This is a genomic window from Gilliamella sp. B2772, from assembly GCF_026536985.1.
GTDB lineage: Bacteria > Pseudomonadota > Gammaproteobacteria > Enterobacterales > Orbaceae > Gilliamella > Gilliamella apicola_E.
The window spans coordinates 1,046,397-1,063,933 of sequence record NZ_JAFNNB010000001.1 but is presented as its reverse complement, the minus strand read 5'-3'; the positions used below and the strand labels follow the sequence as shown (position 1 = coordinate 1,063,933).

Sequence of the window (17,537 nt, the reverse complement as noted above, 5' to 3'; positions counted from 1 at the left end):
GGTTTATTGTGATTGTTGATAAAAAAGAAAATCATGATGTTAGAGAGCTAAATCATGGCCGCAGAGTCCTCGACTTTTTAAAATTTGGTTTTATTGCTTTTGCCATCTCAATGATATTAGTTGTGGCGTCATTTGTAATAATTTTTGTTAAAGGATTTAATCTTGGACAAGATTTTACTGGTGGGACAACTGTTGAGTTAACCGTTACTAAAGCTATAAACCTTGATGACCTACGTAACAGTTTACGTGATGAGGGCTATCATGAACCAATCGTTCAATATTATGGTAGCAGTAAAGATATCATTATTCGACTACCAACTGCCAACCAAAGTGAAGGTAGTGTATCATCAACGATTGATAATGCATTAGGTATGAAAATTTCAAATTTAGTGCATAAAAATATTGATAGTAATGCTGAAATTAAACGAATTGAATTCGTTGGCCCAACAGTTGGTACTGAATTAGCTCAAGATGGAATATTAGCGATTTGTGCTGCTTTAATCTGTATTTTAATCTACATTGCGTTTCGATTTGAATGGCGATTTGGTACCGGTGCTGTTGTCGCATTAGCGCATGACGTTGTAATAACCGCAGGATATTTATCGTTATTTAATCGAGAGTTAGATTTGACTATTATCGCAGCGATGTTATCTATCATTGGTTATTCGCTAAATGATACCATCGTTGTATTTGACCGAATTCGTGAGAATTTTAGAAAAATTCGACGTGCGTCGCCATACGATGTGATCAACATCTCACTAACTCAAACATTACATCGAACCTTAATGACATCAGGTACAACCTTAGCTGTTGTTATTATTTTGTATATATTTGGCGGTTCAATGTTAAAAGGTTTTTCTGAAACATTAGGCGTAGGGATTGTGTTAGGCACGATATCATCAATCTATGTGGCTGCATATATGTCACTTAAGTTGGGTGTTAAACGTGAGCACTTTATGCCACCAAAAGTTGAAGTTGAAGGTGCAGATCAAAACGCAATTATTCGTTAATTATTTATGCTCTGTCATGGTTTGGCAGAGCTTTATTAGACTGTTTTTTAAGCGAATAATACCAAACTATTTGACACCCTCTAACTAGTTGCATATTATTAGCCAAAGTTTTACCTATTTGGGGCCATAGCTCAGCTGGGAGAGCGCAACGCTGGCAGCGTTGAGGTCAGGGGTTCGATCCCCCTTGGCTCCACCAATTCCCTATTTCTTAAATCAAATTCTTTCAGATACATATATCTAGTGCTAACATAGCTAAACTATTAACTATTGAGTACTCTATATGATTCAATACCATTCAAAAATATTAGCTAATGAATGTCGTGATATGAATGATATTCGAGCTGAAATCGACAGAATAGATCATTTGGTAATTCAATTATTAGCCGCTCGGTTCGAGTATGTTAAAGCTGCAAGTCAATTCAAAAAAAATGTCACTGATGTGCAGGCTCAAGCTCGTTTTAACAGTATGTTAGAGCAACGTATGCTTTGGGCTAATGAGTTGGGACTTGATGGTGAAGTGATTAAACAATTGTATGCTAACTTAGTTAAATATTTTATCAATGAAGAAATGAAACATTTTAATAAGGCAAATAAATAAGATGAATTATGAAAACAAACAGCATCTATTGGATGAGATAAATAAAACTGCTAAGCTATTTATTGATGAATTCAGCGAATTATCCGAACTAGATAAAGATAAGTTAATAGATGGAGTAGATCGAACTCCAAGTCAAATGATTGCTTATCAGTTAGGATGGTTGGATCTTGTTAAGTCTTGGGATGATCTTGAACTTGCTGGACAAACCCCAACATTACCAGCAGAAGGCTACAAATGGAATCAGTTAGGCACATTATATCAACACTTTTATAAGATTTATCAGGATTATTCATTACAAGAACTGATTAAATTATTTAATGAGAAACTTGTTATCTGGAATAATTGGATTAACTCATTAGATGATAGTACACTTTTTATAAAAGACACGCGTAATTGGACTAAACCTTTTCCTTCAGCATGGACTGTTGCACGATTTATCCACATTAATTCTGTTGCACCATTTAAATCCTTTAGAGCTAAAATTAGAAAATGGAAAAAATTAAATTCAAATCAGTAAAATCATAACATTTATTCCCAAAAAGATAAGGAACTGTATGGCTTTTTCAGAACAAGAAAAGAAATACCTTTTAGAACTAAAATACGTTGGCGATAAAATCATAGAAAGATTACAACAGATGGGATTCGATTCATTTGAAAAGTTGCGTAATACTACTTTAGATGAAATACTGAATAAAGGTGCCTTATTAACCGGATCATCATGTTGGAAAAACAGCCATCAGGCAAAAACCGCAATCCAAAATATTTTGGCTTTGGCCAATCAATGTTAATTGATTTTTTTTACGTAACTATTAAATTTATTTCTATATAGACGTGATAAATCCTAATTTTAAGTCATTATTTTTAACAATATAGTATCTACACGCGGCGACATCTAGATTGTGGTAAGTTAAAAGATAATAATCATTTGATTGTTCGACTGGTTGGCACTTTCCCCAATATTGATAAAATAATTCGCACATTAAAAAGGATATCCCTATATTTATCAGCCAATTGTTTGAAATGTCAAGCTGAGTATCACCATTAATATTAGAATAATAAAAGAATATTTGCTAAATTGCTAAATTTTTATACTCAAAAACCCCGTTCCTCAACTTTTTTTAATTGGCTATCACATTTGCCTACTAAAAATATTCGGTTAACGATAACAGGATATATCTTAAACAAATATCGATAAATATTAATGGGATAATTAATATTAGCTATTAAGTTTATTAATTAGGTTTTGCTCATTTGATTGAAGTTTGGCAAAATAGCTAACTTACTATGTATTATTTTAAGTATTTTAGATAATTCAAAATTTTCAATTAAAGTAAAATCTCATATTGATAGGTTGAAGATAAAACAGGAACTAAATTAGGATGATTAGTCAAAGAAAAAAAATTATTAAGAGGTTATTCATCTCAAGCTGTTTGAGTGGATTATTCCTTTGTTCAATGACTGCTTATGCCGAAGACTCAAATCTCACGTTGCAAACCGAGACGGTAGAAGAGGTTAATTCCTCAACTGAGACTATAGAATCAATTGATAATGTTGAGCCTTCTCAACCTAATGAACATATTTATCACAAAACTATATTTTCATTGTTAGGTGAGCCTAAATACCCTGAAAATTTTGAACATCTTAACTATGTCAATCCCAATGCTCCTAAAGGTGGAATTATTAAATTGTATGAAATAGGTACTTTTGATAATTTTAATCGTTTCGCAAGCCGTGGCGCACCTGAACATTATTCAGGCTCCTTATATGATTCTCTATTTACCACAACAGCTGATGATATTTCGAGTTTTTATCCACTAATTGCCACCTCAATCACTTATTCAGATAGTTACCGCTGGGCAGAGGTAGAAATTAATCCTAATGCGCGTTTTCAAGATGGTAAGCCAATAACCGCACATGATGTGGAATTTACTTTTCAAAAATTTATGACTGAAGGTGTTTCACAATATCGGGTTTACAACAAAGGGATAAATGTTAAAGCCATAGACGATTATCGTGTTCGTGTCGACTTACCTGAAGCCGACCGTGAAAAATTACTATCCTTTGTTGGTAATATGCATGTTATTCCTGAACATTATTGGAAAGATCGTAATTTTTCCGAGCCAGTAAGTACTCCTCCGATTGGTAGCGGACCTTATTATATTAGTGATTATAAAATGGGACAGTATGTCGTTTATAAGCGAAATCCTGATTATTGGGCAAAAGATTTACCAGTTAATAGAGGTCTAAATAATTTTGATGAAAAACGTATCGATTATTATATGGATACGAGTATAGCTTTAGAGGCTTTTAAAGCTGGGGAGTATGATTTTCGAGGTGAAGGGCAACCGAAAAATTGGTTTACTCAATATCAAGGAAAATACTTTGATTCAAAGGATATCATTAAAAAAGAAAAAATCGTTGAAACAGCAGTAGATACTAAATGGTTAGCGTTTAATTTGCAGAAAGATTTTTTTAAAGATATAAAAGTTCGAAAAGCGATTACCTTAGCTTTTGATTTTGAATGGTTAAATCATGCATTTTATTATGATAGTTATAAAAGACCATCTAGCTTTTTTGAAAATACTATTTATGCCGCTAAAGGTAAACCGAGTGAACTTGAGCTTAAATGGTTAACTCCTTATAAAGATATTATTCCTGAACAAGCGTTTGATGAAGCTTATACTATTCCTAAAAGTGATGGGCAAGGTTTTAATCGCAATAACTTATTAACAGCTGCTAAATTATTGGAAGAAGCAGGTTGGATCATTAAAGACGGTAAATTAATTAATCCTAAAACCCAACAACCTTTTGAATTTGAGTTGTTAACTTATCTTGGTGATGACATCAAATATGCCATTCCTTTCCAGCAAAATTTAGCTCGTTTAGGTATTAAAATGAATATAATCTCACTTGATTACGCACAGATCAATCGCAGAATGCGTGAACGTGATTATGATATGATGCCACGTAATTATAGTTCGATAGATTATCCATCTTCAAGTTTAATGATTTTTTGGGGAACCGAATATTTAAACTCTACATATAATGGTTCAGGCCTACATAATCAGGCAATTGATTCAATTATTAATGAAATAATTAAAAATGTTGGGAACAAGGAGGAATTAATTCCTCTTGGGCGAGCGTTAGATCGAATTTTGACGCAAGAATATCCGATGATTCCAATGTGGTATAACAGTAAAACTTTTTATGCATATTGGAATAAATTTGGCCAGCCAACCCAACAACCAACTTATGCAATTGGAATTGATAGCTGGTGGTATGATGAAGATAAAGCAGCTAACTTATCAAAGAATAGAGAACACTAATATGCTGAATTATTTTATCCGTCGATTATTGCTAATTATTCCAACATTGCTAATCATTTTGACGATCAACTTTTTTATCGTACAAATCGCACCCGGCGGTCCTGTTGATCAAGCATTGTCTATGATTGAAAATGGACCAGAAGCAGGACAAACCTTGTTACCAGGCAGTGAAACTAGCCCAACAATATTGAAAGAAGAAAAAAAACAATCAAATTATCAGGGTGGGCGAGGTCTTGATCCTGAAATTGTGGCAATGATTGAAAAGCAATATGGTTTTGATAAACCGATCTGGGAACGCTACATAAATACATTGAAACAATTTATTCAGTTTGATTTTGGTAACAGCTTTTTCAAAAGTGAATCAGTGCTAAGTTTAATTGCAAAAAGTTTACCTGTTTCTATTTCATTGGGGTTATGGAGTACATTAATCATTTATTTAATCTCAATTCCATTAGGGATTCGTAAAGCTGTTAAAGATGGTTCAATATTTGATTTTTGGACAAGTACTTTAATCATTATTGGTTATGCAATACCCGCTTTTTTATTAGCCGTGTTGCTAATAGTCCTTTTTGCTGGGGGGAGTTATTGGGATATTTTCCCGCTTCGAGGATTAATCTCAAATAATTTTGAACAATTAGATTTTTGGGGCAAAGTCAAAGATTATTGTTGGCATATTTGCTTACCAACTATTGCTATGGTGGTTAGTGGTTTTGCAACATTAACTATGCTAACTAAGAACTCATTCTTAGATGAAATTCGCAAACAATATGTTGTGACTGCTAGAGCTAAAGGTTTGAGTGAAAGGCAAATTATGTATAAACATGTTTTCCGCAATGCAACCTTACTTATCGTATCGGGTTTTCCAACCTCATTTGTCGGAATTTTATTTACTAGCTCTGTACTTATTGAAGCGATATTTTCACTTAAAGGATTAGGTTTATTAGGGTATGAGGCAATTATTCAACGAGATTATCCTGTTATTTTTGGCTCATTATATATATTTACATTAATTGGCCTACTCACTAAACTTTTATCAGATTTAACTTATATGTTAATTGATCCACGTATTGACTTTGAGGCTCGCAACTGATGACTATGCACTATTCAATTAATCAGCTACGTTGGCAACGATTTAAACGCAATCGACGTGGGTATTATTCGTTATGGCTATTTTCAATATTATTTATAATAAGTCTATTTTCTGATTTTATATTTAATGATCGCCCCATATTCATAAAGTATCAAAATAACTATTATTCGCCAATATTTCATTTTTATCCGGAAACAGAGTTTGGTGGGCAGTTTCAAACGCAAACTAATTATTTAGATCCTGCAGTACAAAATAAGATTGAATCAGATGGTTGGATATTTTGGCCTCCATTCCGATATACCTATAATACTGTAATTCATGATACAGCTAGCACATTTCCAACACCACCATCTAAAACGCATTTGCTTGGCACAACTGATGCTGGATTTGATGTATTAGCCAATATTTTATACGGATTTAGAATATCGATGTTTTTTGCGGTATTTTTAACTTTCTTCACTTCCATTATTGGTGTACTAATCGGTGCAATCCAAGGTTATTATGGCGGAAAAGTCGACCTATTGGGACAACGATTCATTGAAATTTGGAGCGGATTACCAGAATTATTTGTAATTATTCTACTTGCAAGTATCTTACCACTTAATTTTTGGTGGTTATTAGCTATTACAGTATTATTTGGATGGATGGCTTTAGTTGGTATTGTGCGAGCCGAGTTTTTACGTACTCGTAACTTTGATTATATTCGAGCTGCCAAAGCAATGGGAGTGAGTGATCGTAAAATTATGTTTCGACATATGTTGCCCAACGCGATGGTTGCGACATTAACATATTTACCATTTATTCTTTGTGGTTCAATTTCGACTTTAACTGCATTGGATTTTTTAGGTTTTGGTTTGCCCATTGATTCACCATCCTTAGGTCGATTACTTCTACAAGGTAAAAACAATTTACAAGCACCATGGCTCGGTATTAGTTCTTTTTTAGTTATTTCTATATTATTGTCACTTTTAATTTTTATTGGTGAAGGAATTAGAGATGCATTTGATCCAACCAAAGGAGTATATAAATGAGTTCTCCTTTATTATCGATTGTTGATTTAAGTATTGCTTTTAAAACTGGTCAAGACTTGCAAAGTCAAATTGTCGAAAATATTAGCTTTGATATCGGCGAACAAGAAACGGTTGCATTAGTTGGTGAATCTGGTTCTGGTAAAAGTGTGACTGCACTATCGATCTTAAAATTGTTACCCAAAGAGCAGGTGATCTATCCATCTGGCGATATTATTTTTGAGGATAAATCGTTATTACATGCGCCTGAAAAAGAGTTACGCAAAATTCGTGGTAATGAAATAAGTATGATATTCCAAGAACCAATGGTATCACTTAATCCATTACATACAGTGGAAAAACAACTTTACGAAGTACTATCATTACATCGTGGTATGCGACGTAATGTTGCTCGGGGGGAGATTTTACAATATTTAGATCGTGTTGGAATCAAAGAGCCTAAAACTAAACTTTCTGCTTATCCTCATCAATTGTCTGGCGGCGAAAGACAACGGGTCATGATTGCAATGGCAATTTTAACGCATCCTAAATTATTAATAGCCGATGAACCAACTACAGCCTTAGATGTTTCAGTTCAAGCACAAATTATTGATTTACTCAAAGAACTTAAAAAAGAACTTAATATGAGTATGCTATTTATTTCACATAATTTGGGGATTGTAAAAAAACTGGCAGATAAAGTGGCAGTAATGCAAAATGGGCAAATTGTTGAATTCAATAATAAACAACGCATCTTTTTGCGCCCTCAACAAGAATATACCCAAACATTATTAAATTCACAACCTAGTGGTGAACCCGTTCCTTTACCTGATACACCGGGTATATTGCTCAGTGTTAATCATCTGAATGTTGAAGTTATCGCGCAAAAACGATTATTTAGTAGTAAAAAGAAGAAAATTGTTGATAATATTGGCTTCACGGTGCACCAAGGTGAAACTGTGGGTATAGTTGGCGAGTCAGGATCAGGTAAAAGTACTACTGCACTAGCTATTTTGCGTTTAATTCAATCACAAGGTGATATTTTATTCGATAGCCATCCTATACAGAATTTATCCGCTAAAAAATTATTACCGTTTCGCAGCCGAATCCAAGTGGTATTTCAAGACCCATACTCTTCACTTAATCCGCGCTTAAACGTTGAACAAATTATTAGTGAAGGCTTAATTACTCATAAGAAATTGAGTAAAACAGAGCGTGAACAAGCCATGATTGATATTATGCAAGAAGTTGGATTAGAGCCTGAAATGCGTTTTCGTTACCCTAATGAATTTTCTGGCGGACAACGACAACGAATTGCCATTGCTAGAGCTTTAATCTTACAACCAGAATTATTGATTTTAGATGAGCCAACTTCTTCATTAGATCATACTATTCAAAAGCAAATAATTAATTTGCTTAAATCATTGCAAGAAAAACACCACCTTAGTTATCTATTTATTAGTCATGATCTTGCCTTAGTTTATTCTTTCTGCCACCAAATTGTTGTGATGAAAGAGGGAAAAATTATTGAACAAGGCTCTCGTGAACAAATCTTCTATACGCCTGAAACTGACTATACAAAAGATTTGCTTTCATTTTTAGATAAACCACCTAGAAAAGCGACTAAAACCCTAATTCATGCTGATATTCTTGAAAAAACGCAGAAAGCTGAAACAGAAGAAAATATAGAAAAGGTTGAAAAGCATGATGGTGAAGAAGAAAAAAAGGTCAATTGGGAAGATGCATTGTTAATGCGCAAAAAATAAATTTATACGGCTTAGGTATAGGCCATAATTAAAAATTTAATTTAGTAAAAAAGATTAAACAGGTTAATTATGCAAAAACGAGTATTCCGATTTTTAACTGCTTCATGTTTATCATTTGTCTCAATAAATGTCATGGCATTAACGTGTTCTGATGATGTTGAGCAAAATAAAGTTGAGGCAAATAATTATATCTTCAAAATATTAGATTTTATTGATTCTAAAGCTAAAGGTATAAAACAAGAAGTTAGAACTTCAACAATCACATCAGATACAGGTGCGATCCGTTCAATTGCGAAACATAGTTTAAATTATGATTCCAATGGCTTAATTACTGAAAGTCATTACGACCTTTATTCTGATAAAAATGAAAAACTTTATTCTGAGCATCTACAAAAAACAGAATTTGGTTGGCAAAATGTTATTCAAGATATTGAAGATAAAACTAACAGTACGATTCAATTCAAAACAGATGAAAAAGGCCGTATTATTGCGTCGGAACAAATAAAGAAGGCTCCTGATTTTACATTTATTGAGAATGACAATTATCAGTTTGATAATAACAATTGTTTAGTTAATAAAAATGTTCAATGGCAGCTAAAAGAGTTGAATGCTAATGGAGATGTAGTCGGAGCTGTTCAAAAAGGTGCTTCGGTATATTCATTTACTTACCAAAACCATAAATTAGCAAAAGTGTCAGCGCAATATAGCAATAAAACCCAAAATGAAAGTAATTTCTCTTATCAATTTGATGAAATTAACCGATTAATGGCCATTCATTCAGCTTACGCAATGGTGGGTAAAGATACAACAAATTACATAACCGATTTCTTAACTTTTAATGAAAAAAATGATTGGCTTAGTGCAAGTCAGTCTAAACAAAATAGAAAAAACAAACAGACTAATATTGTTCGACAAATTACCTATTATTAATCAAATTTAAATGGCGTTATCAAAAGTAATCGATAGCGCCAATAAATTAATATCAAAGTAGCTTTAGGCTCTGACAAATAAAATATAAATTGCATGAGCAGTCCATGCGAATGCTAAACAGAAAGTTAGTAGCTTTTCTCGTTTTGGATGTATGTTGAAATGATGCAGCAAAGTTAGAATCTGTTGTAATCCACACCAAATTGGTAGCGAAATCATTAAGCATAAAAATAGTTTGCCTAATTCAGTGTTGGCTAATTTAAGAATTGATGAACGCGTTATTGCATCACCAAAAGGGATAATAAATGCAATGATACCCAATACCACGGGAGCAAAAATAGCAGCCCAAAGTCCACCTAAAGCAAATAGTCCTTTTGCCACTGTTGAATCAGAGCGTATTGGTTGATTTTCTTGTTTTTTCATTAATCAAACACCACTTATTTAATAATCAATAATAGTAAGTAATATGAAAGTAAAAGTGTTACACACCAAAAGCCAATAATAAGTAAATATACTTTACCCTTTTTATGCGAATCTTGCTTAAAAATAACTTTCGGTATTAATCTAAACCAATTAATTGAATGAAATAAAGCAAGTAATAAAGCAATAGAATTGATGACAACAACTAAAGGCTTTTGCAAGAAAAAGATAAAACGATAAAACTCGTCTTGCCCCATTGCGTTTGTGTACATACAAATAACCCCATACATCAATATTATACTTACCCAAATCATGGAAAAAGGGGTTAATTTATTAACAATTGAAAAAAATCGCGCCTGTTTTTTTGATAAATTAATATGTTCAGGCTGATTGTTAGTATTAATTAACTTAGTATTGGATTGATAATTTTCATTATTTTTTTTAATCATAACATTCTCAATGAAGGTAGTATTATCACGTTATTAATCTTTTAAGCGATCAATGTTCATTTCAGTATTATAAACACTAAGTGATTAATATCGTCAAATTAAAGTCACGAATGATATCGGTTTTTTACTTGTCAACACTAGGCAGAAAGTGCGTTGGGTTTAATTCATATTAAGTATAAAAGAAATCTATATCGCATTGTTTCGAGATTAACAAATTACCTTTAATCAGATAATTAGTATGATTAAACACTAGATATCATAAAAACTAAATTGTGTACGATAGATTTTTATATTTTTTAATTAGGGATAATATTTCAATAAGTAAATATAAAAATCATGGCATTTGAAATTTTCAGAATATCTAGAATTGTTAATTCATTAGGTATCATTTCAATTTTTTATCCATGTTTTCGTAGATCTTAATTGGCTTAATGGGGATTAATGTTTTATCTTTTACTTCAAACTCAGAATTATTACTGGAAACAACTATTATCTGTCCTCTTTCTAAGTTAAAATCTAAAAGTGCATATGGTTCTACAAAACCTAAAAGAGAAAACTCCCTATCCCTGTTATCCGGAGGAAATTCGTAATAGACAACTTTTTTATTATATACATACACTACAGCATCAGAATGCTCTTGATATTTACCAAAATTAGGATTTTTATCAGAAAATTCTACTTTCTTAACATTAATATTTTGTTCCCGCATTAATGTAATATAACGTCCGCTAATATTGCCATAGATTAACCAAACTTCATCCCATTTAAAATTGGTATAATCAGATAAGGTTATGGTTTTAGGATGATTGTTTTTTACATCTTTTAGAACCTTTTCTAAAGGTGTTTTGTTGCAACTGGTTAATGTTACTATTGACATAAATGCGACTAATAGTAGGAGTATTTTTTTCATTCTTTGGCATTCCAGATTAATTTTGTTTTATATTCTTGTTCAGGTATGGTTGGAAATCCGCCTAATGATTTTATAATCTAAAAATTTTATTTTCTCTAGCAACACAGTGTTAAATACTAATTCATAATACTATGAATTGCTTACTAAACAAATGATAAGTGAGTGAAAAATACCAATCAATATCGCTTTTTTAGAAGGCGATAAATACAAAGTTCATATACTCAATGATTTTCCTATTAATGAACAACATCAAACTATTTTTATTTTGATTTATTTCGATCTTATAAACGAATCGCTAATAAGTAAACAGGATGTTCTACTATGTCGGTATATTAAAAAGTACTCATATTTGATAACTATTAACAAGGTATTTACGATACGAACTAAAATAATTGGTAAAAATAGCGTACAATAGCGCAATGTTTACTCGTTCATCAGCTTAATTAGTTTAGGAAATAAGTATGACAGGCAAATTTATTGTCATCGAAGGTTTGGAAGGCGCCGGTAAAACGACAGCCATAAATACTGTTGCGCGTGTTTTGAATCAACATCATATTTGCGATCTGCAATTTACTCGTGAACCGGGTGGTACACCGATTGCTGAAGCATTGCGTAATATTATTAAAAATGGTTTAGATAATGAGCCATTAACTGATAAAGCTGAATTACTTATGTTATATGCTGCGCGTATTCAATTAGTTGATAACGTGATTAAGCCTGCACTGAAAATGGGGAAATGGGTCATTGGTGATCGACATGATTTATCTACTCAAGCTTATCAAGGTGGCGGACGAGAGTTAGACAGAGTTTTTATCGAAACACTACACTCTCAGGTTTTAGGTAATTTTAAACCAGACTTAACGTTGTATTTAGATATTTCACCAGAACTTGGATTGATGAGGGCCAGATCTCGAGGGCAACTTGATCGTATTGAACAACAATCACTACCTTTTTTTGAGCGAATTCGTCAGCGTTATTTAGAGTTAGCTGAAAATGATAACACTATCATTACTATTGATGCATCAAAATCAATTACAGAAGTGACAGCTCAAATTGAAACAACATTAAATTCATGGTTAACAAATTAGGTTTCGATTTTATGATTTTCAACGAATATCCATGGCTTAAATTACCTTTTGAACAGTTAGCAGAAACGATTGTTAATCATCGTGCTCATCATGCTTTGTTAATCAATTATATTCAAGGTAGTGGCGAAGAAGAATTAATCAACTTAATAGCTAATCGATTACTCTGTCAATCTTCAAAACAGTTGGAACCATGCGGTAAATGTCATAGTTGTCAGTTATTTTTATCTCAACATCATCCTGATTATTACCAAATAACAAATGAACAGGGAAAACAATCGATTGGTATTGATCAAATACGGAATATTTCTACAAAAATCTATGAAAAATCCCAACAGGGCGGTAATAAGGTCATCTGGATTAGACATGCTGCTTTTATGACAGAAGCCGCTGCAAATGCATTGCTTAAAACGTTAGAAGAACCTCCAGAAAATACCTATTTTATTTTAAGTGATAACCATAATAGTCAATTTTTACCTACAATTCATAGCCGTTGTTTTTGTTATTTTTTAAAAATACCCAAAATAGAAGAATCTATTAATTGGTTAAAAAAGATACATAATGATTTATACAGTGATAATGAGCTTGCCACTGCTCTGTTATTGAGTGAAAATGCGCCACTAAATGCAGCTCTTCTGTTGCAACCCGAAAATTGGCAACAACGAAAATTATTTTGTGAGAACTTGTTAAATGTCTTGCCACAAAACAATTTTTGGCAATTAGCAAAGACATTTAATCATGAGGAATTTTTTGAGCGTATCACTTGGTTTTGTGCATTGCTAGGTGATGCGTTAAAAGCTAAACAGAAAGTTGGTCGATATATTGTGAATCGTGATCAGGTTCCGTTAGTTAGGCTACTTGCCACAAAAAGTAATGATGAAATTATTTCGCTTTATCAACTGTGGTTAAAGGCAAAAAACTTGTTATCGATAAATGGGTTAAATAGGGAGTTGATTGTCTATAATGTTCTTGCTCAATCACAATTAATTGGGTATCAGAAATAGACTTTATAGAATAATAAAATTTTAGGTCAATAGTAGATTTACATATGAAAGGATTGCAGTGAGTTATTTATCAATTGAGTTTGGTCTAATTTTTGTAGTTCTCTTTGCTATATATTGGGCTTTTAGATTATTACCAAAATTCCAAAATAATTTACTTTTGATTTCAAGTTACCTTGTTGTTGCTAGTTATAGTGTTCAATTTGCTGTTATCCTTTTTAGCTACACTTGCGTGATATATTTCTTTTCAATAATGATTGCAACGTCTAAACAACACGCAAAAATATGGCTGGTTTTAGGATTAAGTGCCGCAATAATCAATTTAGCATTGTTCAAATATTTTGATTTTTTTCGATATGAATTACAGTCATTGCTTAACTATCTAAATTTATCTATATTATTGCCAGCAATAACCATTTTTATTCCAATAGGCATCTCCTTTTATACGTTCCACTCGGTAAGCTATTTAGTTTCGATAAAAAAGAAAGAATTACCTGTTGCTAAATTCTGGGATTTTGCCTTATTTTTATCCTTTTTTCCTTGTATAATTGCGGGTCCAATTAATCGAGCAAAAACATTTATTCCACAAATTGTGGTTAGTCAACCTAGAGAGATTTTAGAACCCTTTCGGGCATTTACGTTAATTATTCTGTCCGTGATAAAAGTTTATTGTTTAGGTGGATTAATTAGCGAAAACTGGATAACTCCGATTTTTTCAAATCCATTAGAATACAGTACTCTTGATTTATTGGTAGGCTTATACGGTTATGCTATACAAATTTACCTGAATTTTTCTGGTTATACCGACCTTGTTACAGGTATTGCTTTATTATTAGGTTTTCGACTTCCTATCAACTTCAACTTTCCTTATTTAGCCTGTAATGTCCGCGAATTTTGGGAACGTTGGCATATTAGTTTATCTCATTGGATCCGCGATTATATTTATATCCCTCTTGGTGGCAATCGTCGTGGTTTTATTCGCACTCAAATTAATGTTATGTCAGCTATGTTATTGTCAGGTTTATGGCATGGAGCTGGGATTAATTTTGTTATTTGGGGTGGATGTCATGGTTTGGGGATTATTGTTCTTAATATATTAGATTGTTATATGGGAAGAAGCTGGATTACTCAACGTTCCCCAATTATTGCTAGATTAATTACTTGGCATTATATCTGTTTTACTTGGTTATTTTTTTATTGTGTAAGCTTACCTGACGCATTAGATTATTTGACGGCTCTAGGTCATAACTTTTTAATTGAGTCACATTATATTGAGGTATTTCTAAGTATATGTGTCATATTTTTGTTATACCCATTATTTAAAAATATTCCTGATTGGTGCTCTTTACAACTTAGCAAAATAAATAGGATTTATTTGCCTATCATTTTTATATTTATATTATGGCTAACTATCTATTTTGCACCATCTGGAGTGCCAAATTTTATTTATGCTAATTTTTGATTATGATGAATAATAAAAATGAAATATAAAAAAACATTATCAAAAAATAGACGAAGAAATAGGCCTCAAAAAAATAGGCAACAAATTGATTTGTTCGAAAATGGCTTACATGAGCAATCAAGAAAGCATAATGCTAAGACTAAAGTATCAGAAGCTGCAATAACTCAAAAAGAATCACTTTCACCTAAATATGTTTTTATTATGCTATTGATTACCGCAATAGCATTAATAGCAATTTATCACAAATCGGTATTAATTTATTGGCAACAAACGTATCATCATGATCTCTTTAATTCAGGAAGTATGACCCAAAAAATGGATCTAGACGATTCTGATGGCCGAGTAGAAGAATATTCGAAAGATGTAGTTATTGATGAAAATAATGTCATTAGATCCATTGATGATGAGTCACATTTAAACCAACCAGTAACAAATGTGTTAGTTATTTCACCATCCGAAATGGTTAATATTAAAAAAGATAAAAAAAGGCAAAAAATTCATGTTCAACCAATATCAATTAAGCAAGAAAATACTAAATTAAGCAAAACTAGGTTTGATGGAACGCCAGCAACTGAACAGATAGATACCGAAGCTAAAGATGAAGCACCTAAAATTCAAAATATTCCATTAATTCATGAGCCCTTACCGATTGTATTAACTCAAAATGACAAAGTATTGTTTGTTGGCGACTCTTTGATGCAAGGCGTTGCACCATATGTTAAAAAAATGTTATTTAAACAATATAAAATAGAAAGTGTGAATCTAAGCAAACAAAGTACTGGACTCGCTTATCCAAAGGCTTTCAATTGGCCAAAAACAATCAATGATAATTTAATTGCCGATCCTTCTATCAAGTTACTTGTTGTTTTTTTAGGACCTAATGATCCTTGGGACTTTCCTGTAAAAGGTTATGCTAAATACGTTAAATTTAAATCTGAGTTGTGGGAAGAACAATACCGTTTACGTATCGCCACAATTTTAAATAGTGCTAGTGAACATAATGTTCAAGTGCTTTGGCTGGCTGCTCCTTGTATGCGCAAACCGCAACTAAATTTAGGGATGGTTTATTTAAATACGCTGTATCAATCTGAAGTAGAAAAGAGACAACAACACTTTTTAACAACCAACCAATTATTAGGTTGTACTTATGAAACATTTAATAGTTTTATTGAATCTAATAAAGATAAAATAAAAGTTAGAGTTGATGATGGAATCCATTTTACACCTATAGGCCAAAAAATTTTAGCTAAAGCAATTATGGATAAAATCATTTTTAAACAATTAGAGGATGACGATAGTGATTAAACTTTTAAAGTATATTATTACTATAGTGACTATCACTGTTTCAGTAGGATGCAGTGTAGCAGAAAGTAAAACTGGTGCACAATCTACTGTTGTTGATTTTGGTGACCCAAATGCAAAGCAATTTGCTCAACGTTTAAATTCCTTAGCTAGAAATAGAAATGTTAACCAAGTCGTTAATATTACACAATTTGGAGATTCGCATTCAGCAGCAGATTTTTTTACTGGTGAGTTTCGAACATTAATGCAACAAAAATATGGTGATGCCGGAATTGGTTGGGTTACACCTGTTGCCATTAAAGGTCAAAACCATACAGCAGTTGGTTGGAAAGTAAAAGATTGGCGTGTAATAAGTAGCCGTACAGTAAGTGACGTAGATTTTCCAATGGGTGGATTTATTGCAAAAGCGACTAACGATTCAGCCACTATACAAATAATACCAAAAAGTTTAGATAACAAAAATTGGCAAGTAAAATTAACCTTCAAAGCATTGAAGAATACCCCTAATTTATTGAGTATTTATGATGCTGACGGTAAAAAAATAAATATAAGTTATTTACCCAAAAGTAGTATTTGGCAAACGGTGTCATTTGTGACTAAAAACCCTTTTACGATTAAAGGAAGCCGTGATGTTGAAATTGGAGGAATTTGGTTAAATCGCTCAAAAAAATCAGGGGTTATTGTATCTTCAATTGCAACTAATGGCGCTAAACAGAGCATATGGCAAAAATGGGGTTCAAGTTGGTTGAAAGAATTATCTGCTTCAAAAAGTGATTTAGTTATTCTTGAATACGGAACAAATGAAAGTTTTGATGAAACTTTAGATGTTAATGATTACCGCAAAAACTTAGTGAATAATATTCGCCAAATTCGTAGAGCATTACCTAATGCAGCCATTTTATTGATGACACCACCAGATACAATGGTAAATGAAAATAGTATCCCTAAATCATTTTTAGCAATTATGAGTATTCAAAAGCAAGTAGCTAAATCTGAAAGGACACTATATTGGAATTGGCAAGCAGCTATGGGGGGAGCTGGTTCAGTTAAAGTTTGGCAAAAACGTGGACTGACTCGACCAGATTTAGTACATCAAACCTTACAAGGATACAAAGAAAGTGCTAAAATTTTCTATAAAGGTTTTAATGAGTTTATTAAGAAGAAAAGATAGAATATATAATTAA

17 protein-coding genes and 1 tRNA gene are annotated in these 17,537 nt (G+C 32.3%); 15 read left to right on the top strand and 3 right to left on the bottom strand.

Annotated features, from left to right (window positions below; genetic code table 11):
• The first annotated feature begins 11 nt into the window (after positions 1-11).
• From secF to J3T98_RS04920, 10 genes are all read left to right on the top strand, one after another.
• Positions 12-1,010, top strand: a complete 999-nt coding sequence (gene secF / locus J3T98_RS04965) for a protein translocase subunit SecF (RefSeq protein WP_416380083.1) — start codon at positions 12-14, stop codon at positions 1,008-1,010.
• A gap of 120 nt (positions 1,011-1,130) precedes the next feature.
• Positions 1,131-1,206, top strand: a tRNA-Ala gene (locus tag J3T98_RS04960).
• An 84-nt stretch (positions 1,207-1,290) separates the two neighbouring features.
• A complete protein-coding gene (locus J3T98_RS04955) occupies positions 1,291-1,608 on the top strand; it encodes a chorismate mutase (protein ID WP_065562418.1) in 318 nt (105 codons plus the stop codon).
• Position 1,609: 1 nt separating this feature from the next.
• The gene (locus tag J3T98_RS04950) at positions 1,610-2,125 is read left to right on the top strand and encodes a ClbS/DfsB family four-helix bundle protein (RefSeq protein WP_220225208.1); all 516 of its coding nucleotides are present in this window, start codon (positions 1,610-1,612) and stop codon (positions 2,123-2,125) included.
• Positions 2,126-2,162: 37 nt separating this feature from the next.
• Positions 2,163-2,396 carry a hypothetical protein gene (locus J3T98_RS04945; protein ID WP_267362278.1) on the top strand — a complete coding sequence of 78 codons (234 nt, stop codon included), beginning with the start codon at positions 2,163-2,165 and terminating at the stop codon, positions 2,394-2,396.
• Between the two features lie 591 nt (positions 2,397-2,987).
• The gene (locus J3T98_RS04940) at positions 2,988-4,934 is read left to right on the top strand and encodes an extracellular solute-binding protein (RefSeq protein WP_267362277.1); all 1,947 of its coding nucleotides are present in this window, start codon (positions 2,988-2,990) and stop codon (positions 4,932-4,934) included.
• 1 nt (position 4,935) lies between these two features.
• Entirely contained in the window at positions 4,936-6,024 is a 1,089-nt protein-coding gene (locus tag J3T98_RS04935; protein ID WP_065562415.1) for a microcin C ABC transporter permease YejB, read from the top strand.
• Entirely contained in the window at positions 6,024-7,055 is a 1,032-nt protein-coding gene (locus J3T98_RS04930) for a microcin C ABC transporter permease (RefSeq protein ID WP_267357416.1), read from the top strand. Before J3T98_RS04935 ends, J3T98_RS04930 begins: the two co-directional genes overlap by 1 nt.
• Positions 7,052-8,797, top strand: coding sequence for a microcin C ABC transporter ATP-binding protein YejF (yejF, locus tag J3T98_RS04925; protein WP_267362275.1), 1,746 nt, complete (start codon positions 7,052-7,054; stop codon positions 8,795-8,797). The genes J3T98_RS04930 and yejF overlap by 4 nt, the downstream gene beginning before the upstream one ends.
• A 69-nt stretch (positions 8,798-8,866) precedes the next feature.
• Positions 8,867-9,727 carry a hypothetical protein gene (locus tag J3T98_RS04920; protein ID WP_267362274.1) on the top strand — a complete coding sequence of 287 codons (861 nt, stop codon included), beginning with the start codon at positions 8,867-8,869 and terminating at the stop codon, positions 9,725-9,727.
• Between the two features lie 63 nt (positions 9,728-9,790).
• On the opposite strand, the gene frdD is transcribed toward J3T98_RS04920, so the two are convergent.
• From frdD to J3T98_RS04905, 3 genes are all read right to left on the bottom strand, one after another.
• On the bottom strand, positions 9,791-10,147 hold the full coding sequence (frdD, locus tag J3T98_RS04915) for a fumarate reductase subunit FrdD (protein WP_220225200.1): 357 nt from the start codon (positions 10,145-10,147) through the stop codon (positions 9,791-9,793).
• 14 nt (positions 10,148-10,161) lie between these two features.
• Positions 10,162-10,593: a hypothetical protein gene (locus J3T98_RS04910; protein ID WP_065562410.1), complete on the bottom strand. Its 432-nt coding sequence runs from the start codon at positions 10,591-10,593 to the stop codon at positions 10,162-10,164.
• A gap of 385 nt (positions 10,594-10,978) precedes the next feature.
• The gene (locus tag J3T98_RS04905; protein WP_267362273.1) at positions 10,979-11,503 is read right to left on the bottom strand and encodes a hypothetical protein; all 525 of its coding nucleotides are present in this window, start codon (positions 11,501-11,503) and stop codon (positions 10,979-10,981) included.
• Between the two features lie 461 nt (positions 11,504-11,964).
• Here J3T98_RS04905 and tmk point away from each other — a divergent pair, with 461 nt between their 5' ends.
• Genes tmk through J3T98_RS04880 form a run of 5 tightly spaced genes read left to right on the top strand, consistent with a single transcriptional unit; the run spans position 11,965 to position 17,524 of the window.
• The gene (gene tmk / locus J3T98_RS04900) at positions 11,965-12,591 is read left to right on the top strand and encodes a dTMP kinase (RefSeq protein WP_065562405.1); all 627 of its coding nucleotides are present in this window, start codon (positions 11,965-11,967) and stop codon (positions 12,589-12,591) included.
• Positions 12,576-13,592: a DNA polymerase III subunit delta' gene (gene holB / locus J3T98_RS04895; protein ID WP_081299474.1), complete on the top strand. Its 1,017-nt coding sequence runs from the start codon at positions 12,576-12,578 to the stop codon at positions 13,590-13,592. Before tmk ends, holB begins: the two co-directional genes overlap by 16 nt.
• 58 nt (positions 13,593-13,650) lie before the next feature.
• Positions 13,651-15,051 (top strand): MBOAT family O-acyltransferase, encoded by a 1,401-nt coding sequence (locus J3T98_RS04890; protein WP_267357437.1) that lies wholly within the window; start codon positions 13,651-13,653, stop codon positions 15,049-15,051.
• A gap of 18 nt (positions 15,052-15,069) precedes the next feature.
• A complete protein-coding gene (locus J3T98_RS04885) occupies positions 15,070-16,356 on the top strand; it encodes a DUF459 domain-containing protein (protein ID WP_267357439.1) in 1,287 nt (428 codons plus the stop codon).
• The gene (locus tag J3T98_RS04880) at positions 16,349-17,524 is read left to right on the top strand and encodes a hypothetical protein (RefSeq protein WP_267362271.1); all 1,176 of its coding nucleotides are present in this window, start codon (positions 16,349-16,351) and stop codon (positions 17,522-17,524) included. The genes J3T98_RS04885 and J3T98_RS04880 overlap by 8 nt, the downstream gene beginning before the upstream one ends.
• The last annotated feature ends 13 nt before the right edge of the window (positions 17,525-17,537 follow it).

Bases quoted from the DNA above. Each gene is read 5' to 3' on its own strand.
- J3T98_RS04950 (WP_220225208.1), top strand. From the start codon at position 1,610: ATGAATTATGAAAACAAACAGCATCTATTGGATGAGATAAATAAAACT.
- J3T98_RS04905 (WP_267362273.1), bottom strand. From the start codon at position 11,503: ATGAAAAAAATACTCCTACTATTAGTCGCATTTATGTCAATAGTAACA.
- J3T98_RS04930 (WP_267357416.1), top strand. From the start codon at position 6,024: ATGACTATGCACTATTCAATTAATCAGCTACGTTGGCAACGATTTAAA.
- frdD (WP_220225200.1), bottom strand. From the start codon at position 10,147: ATGAAAAAACAAGAAAATCAACCAATACGCTCTGATTCAACAGTGGCA.
- yejF (WP_267362275.1), top strand. From the start codon at position 7,052: ATGAGTTCTCCTTTATTATCGATTGTTGATTTAAGTATTGCTTTTAAA.
- J3T98_RS04940 (WP_267362277.1), top strand. From the start codon at position 2,988: ATGATTAGTCAAAGAAAAAAAATTATTAAGAGGTTATTCATCTCAAGC.
- J3T98_RS04885 (WP_267357439.1), top strand. From the start codon at position 15,070: ATGAAATATAAAAAAACATTATCAAAAAATAGACGAAGAAATAGGCCT.
- tmk (WP_065562405.1), top strand. From the start codon at position 11,965: ATGACAGGCAAATTTATTGTCATCGAAGGTTTGGAAGGCGCCGGTAAA.
- J3T98_RS04910 (WP_065562410.1), bottom strand. From the start codon at position 10,593: ATGATTAAAAAAAATAATGAAAATTATCAATCCAATACTAAGTTAATT.
- J3T98_RS04920 (WP_267362274.1), top strand. From the start codon at position 8,867: ATGCAAAAACGAGTATTCCGATTTTTAACTGCTTCATGTTTATCATTT.
- holB (WP_081299474.1), top strand. From the start codon at position 12,576: ATGGTTAACAAATTAGGTTTCGATTTTATGATTTTCAACGAATATCCA.
- J3T98_RS04945 (WP_267362278.1), top strand. From the start codon at position 2,163: ATGGCTTTTTCAGAACAAGAAAAGAAATACCTTTTAGAACTAAAATAC.
- J3T98_RS04955 (WP_065562418.1), top strand. From the start codon at position 1,291: ATGATTCAATACCATTCAAAAATATTAGCTAATGAATGTCGTGATATG.
- J3T98_RS04935 (WP_065562415.1), top strand. From the start codon at position 4,936: ATGCTGAATTATTTTATCCGTCGATTATTGCTAATTATTCCAACATTG.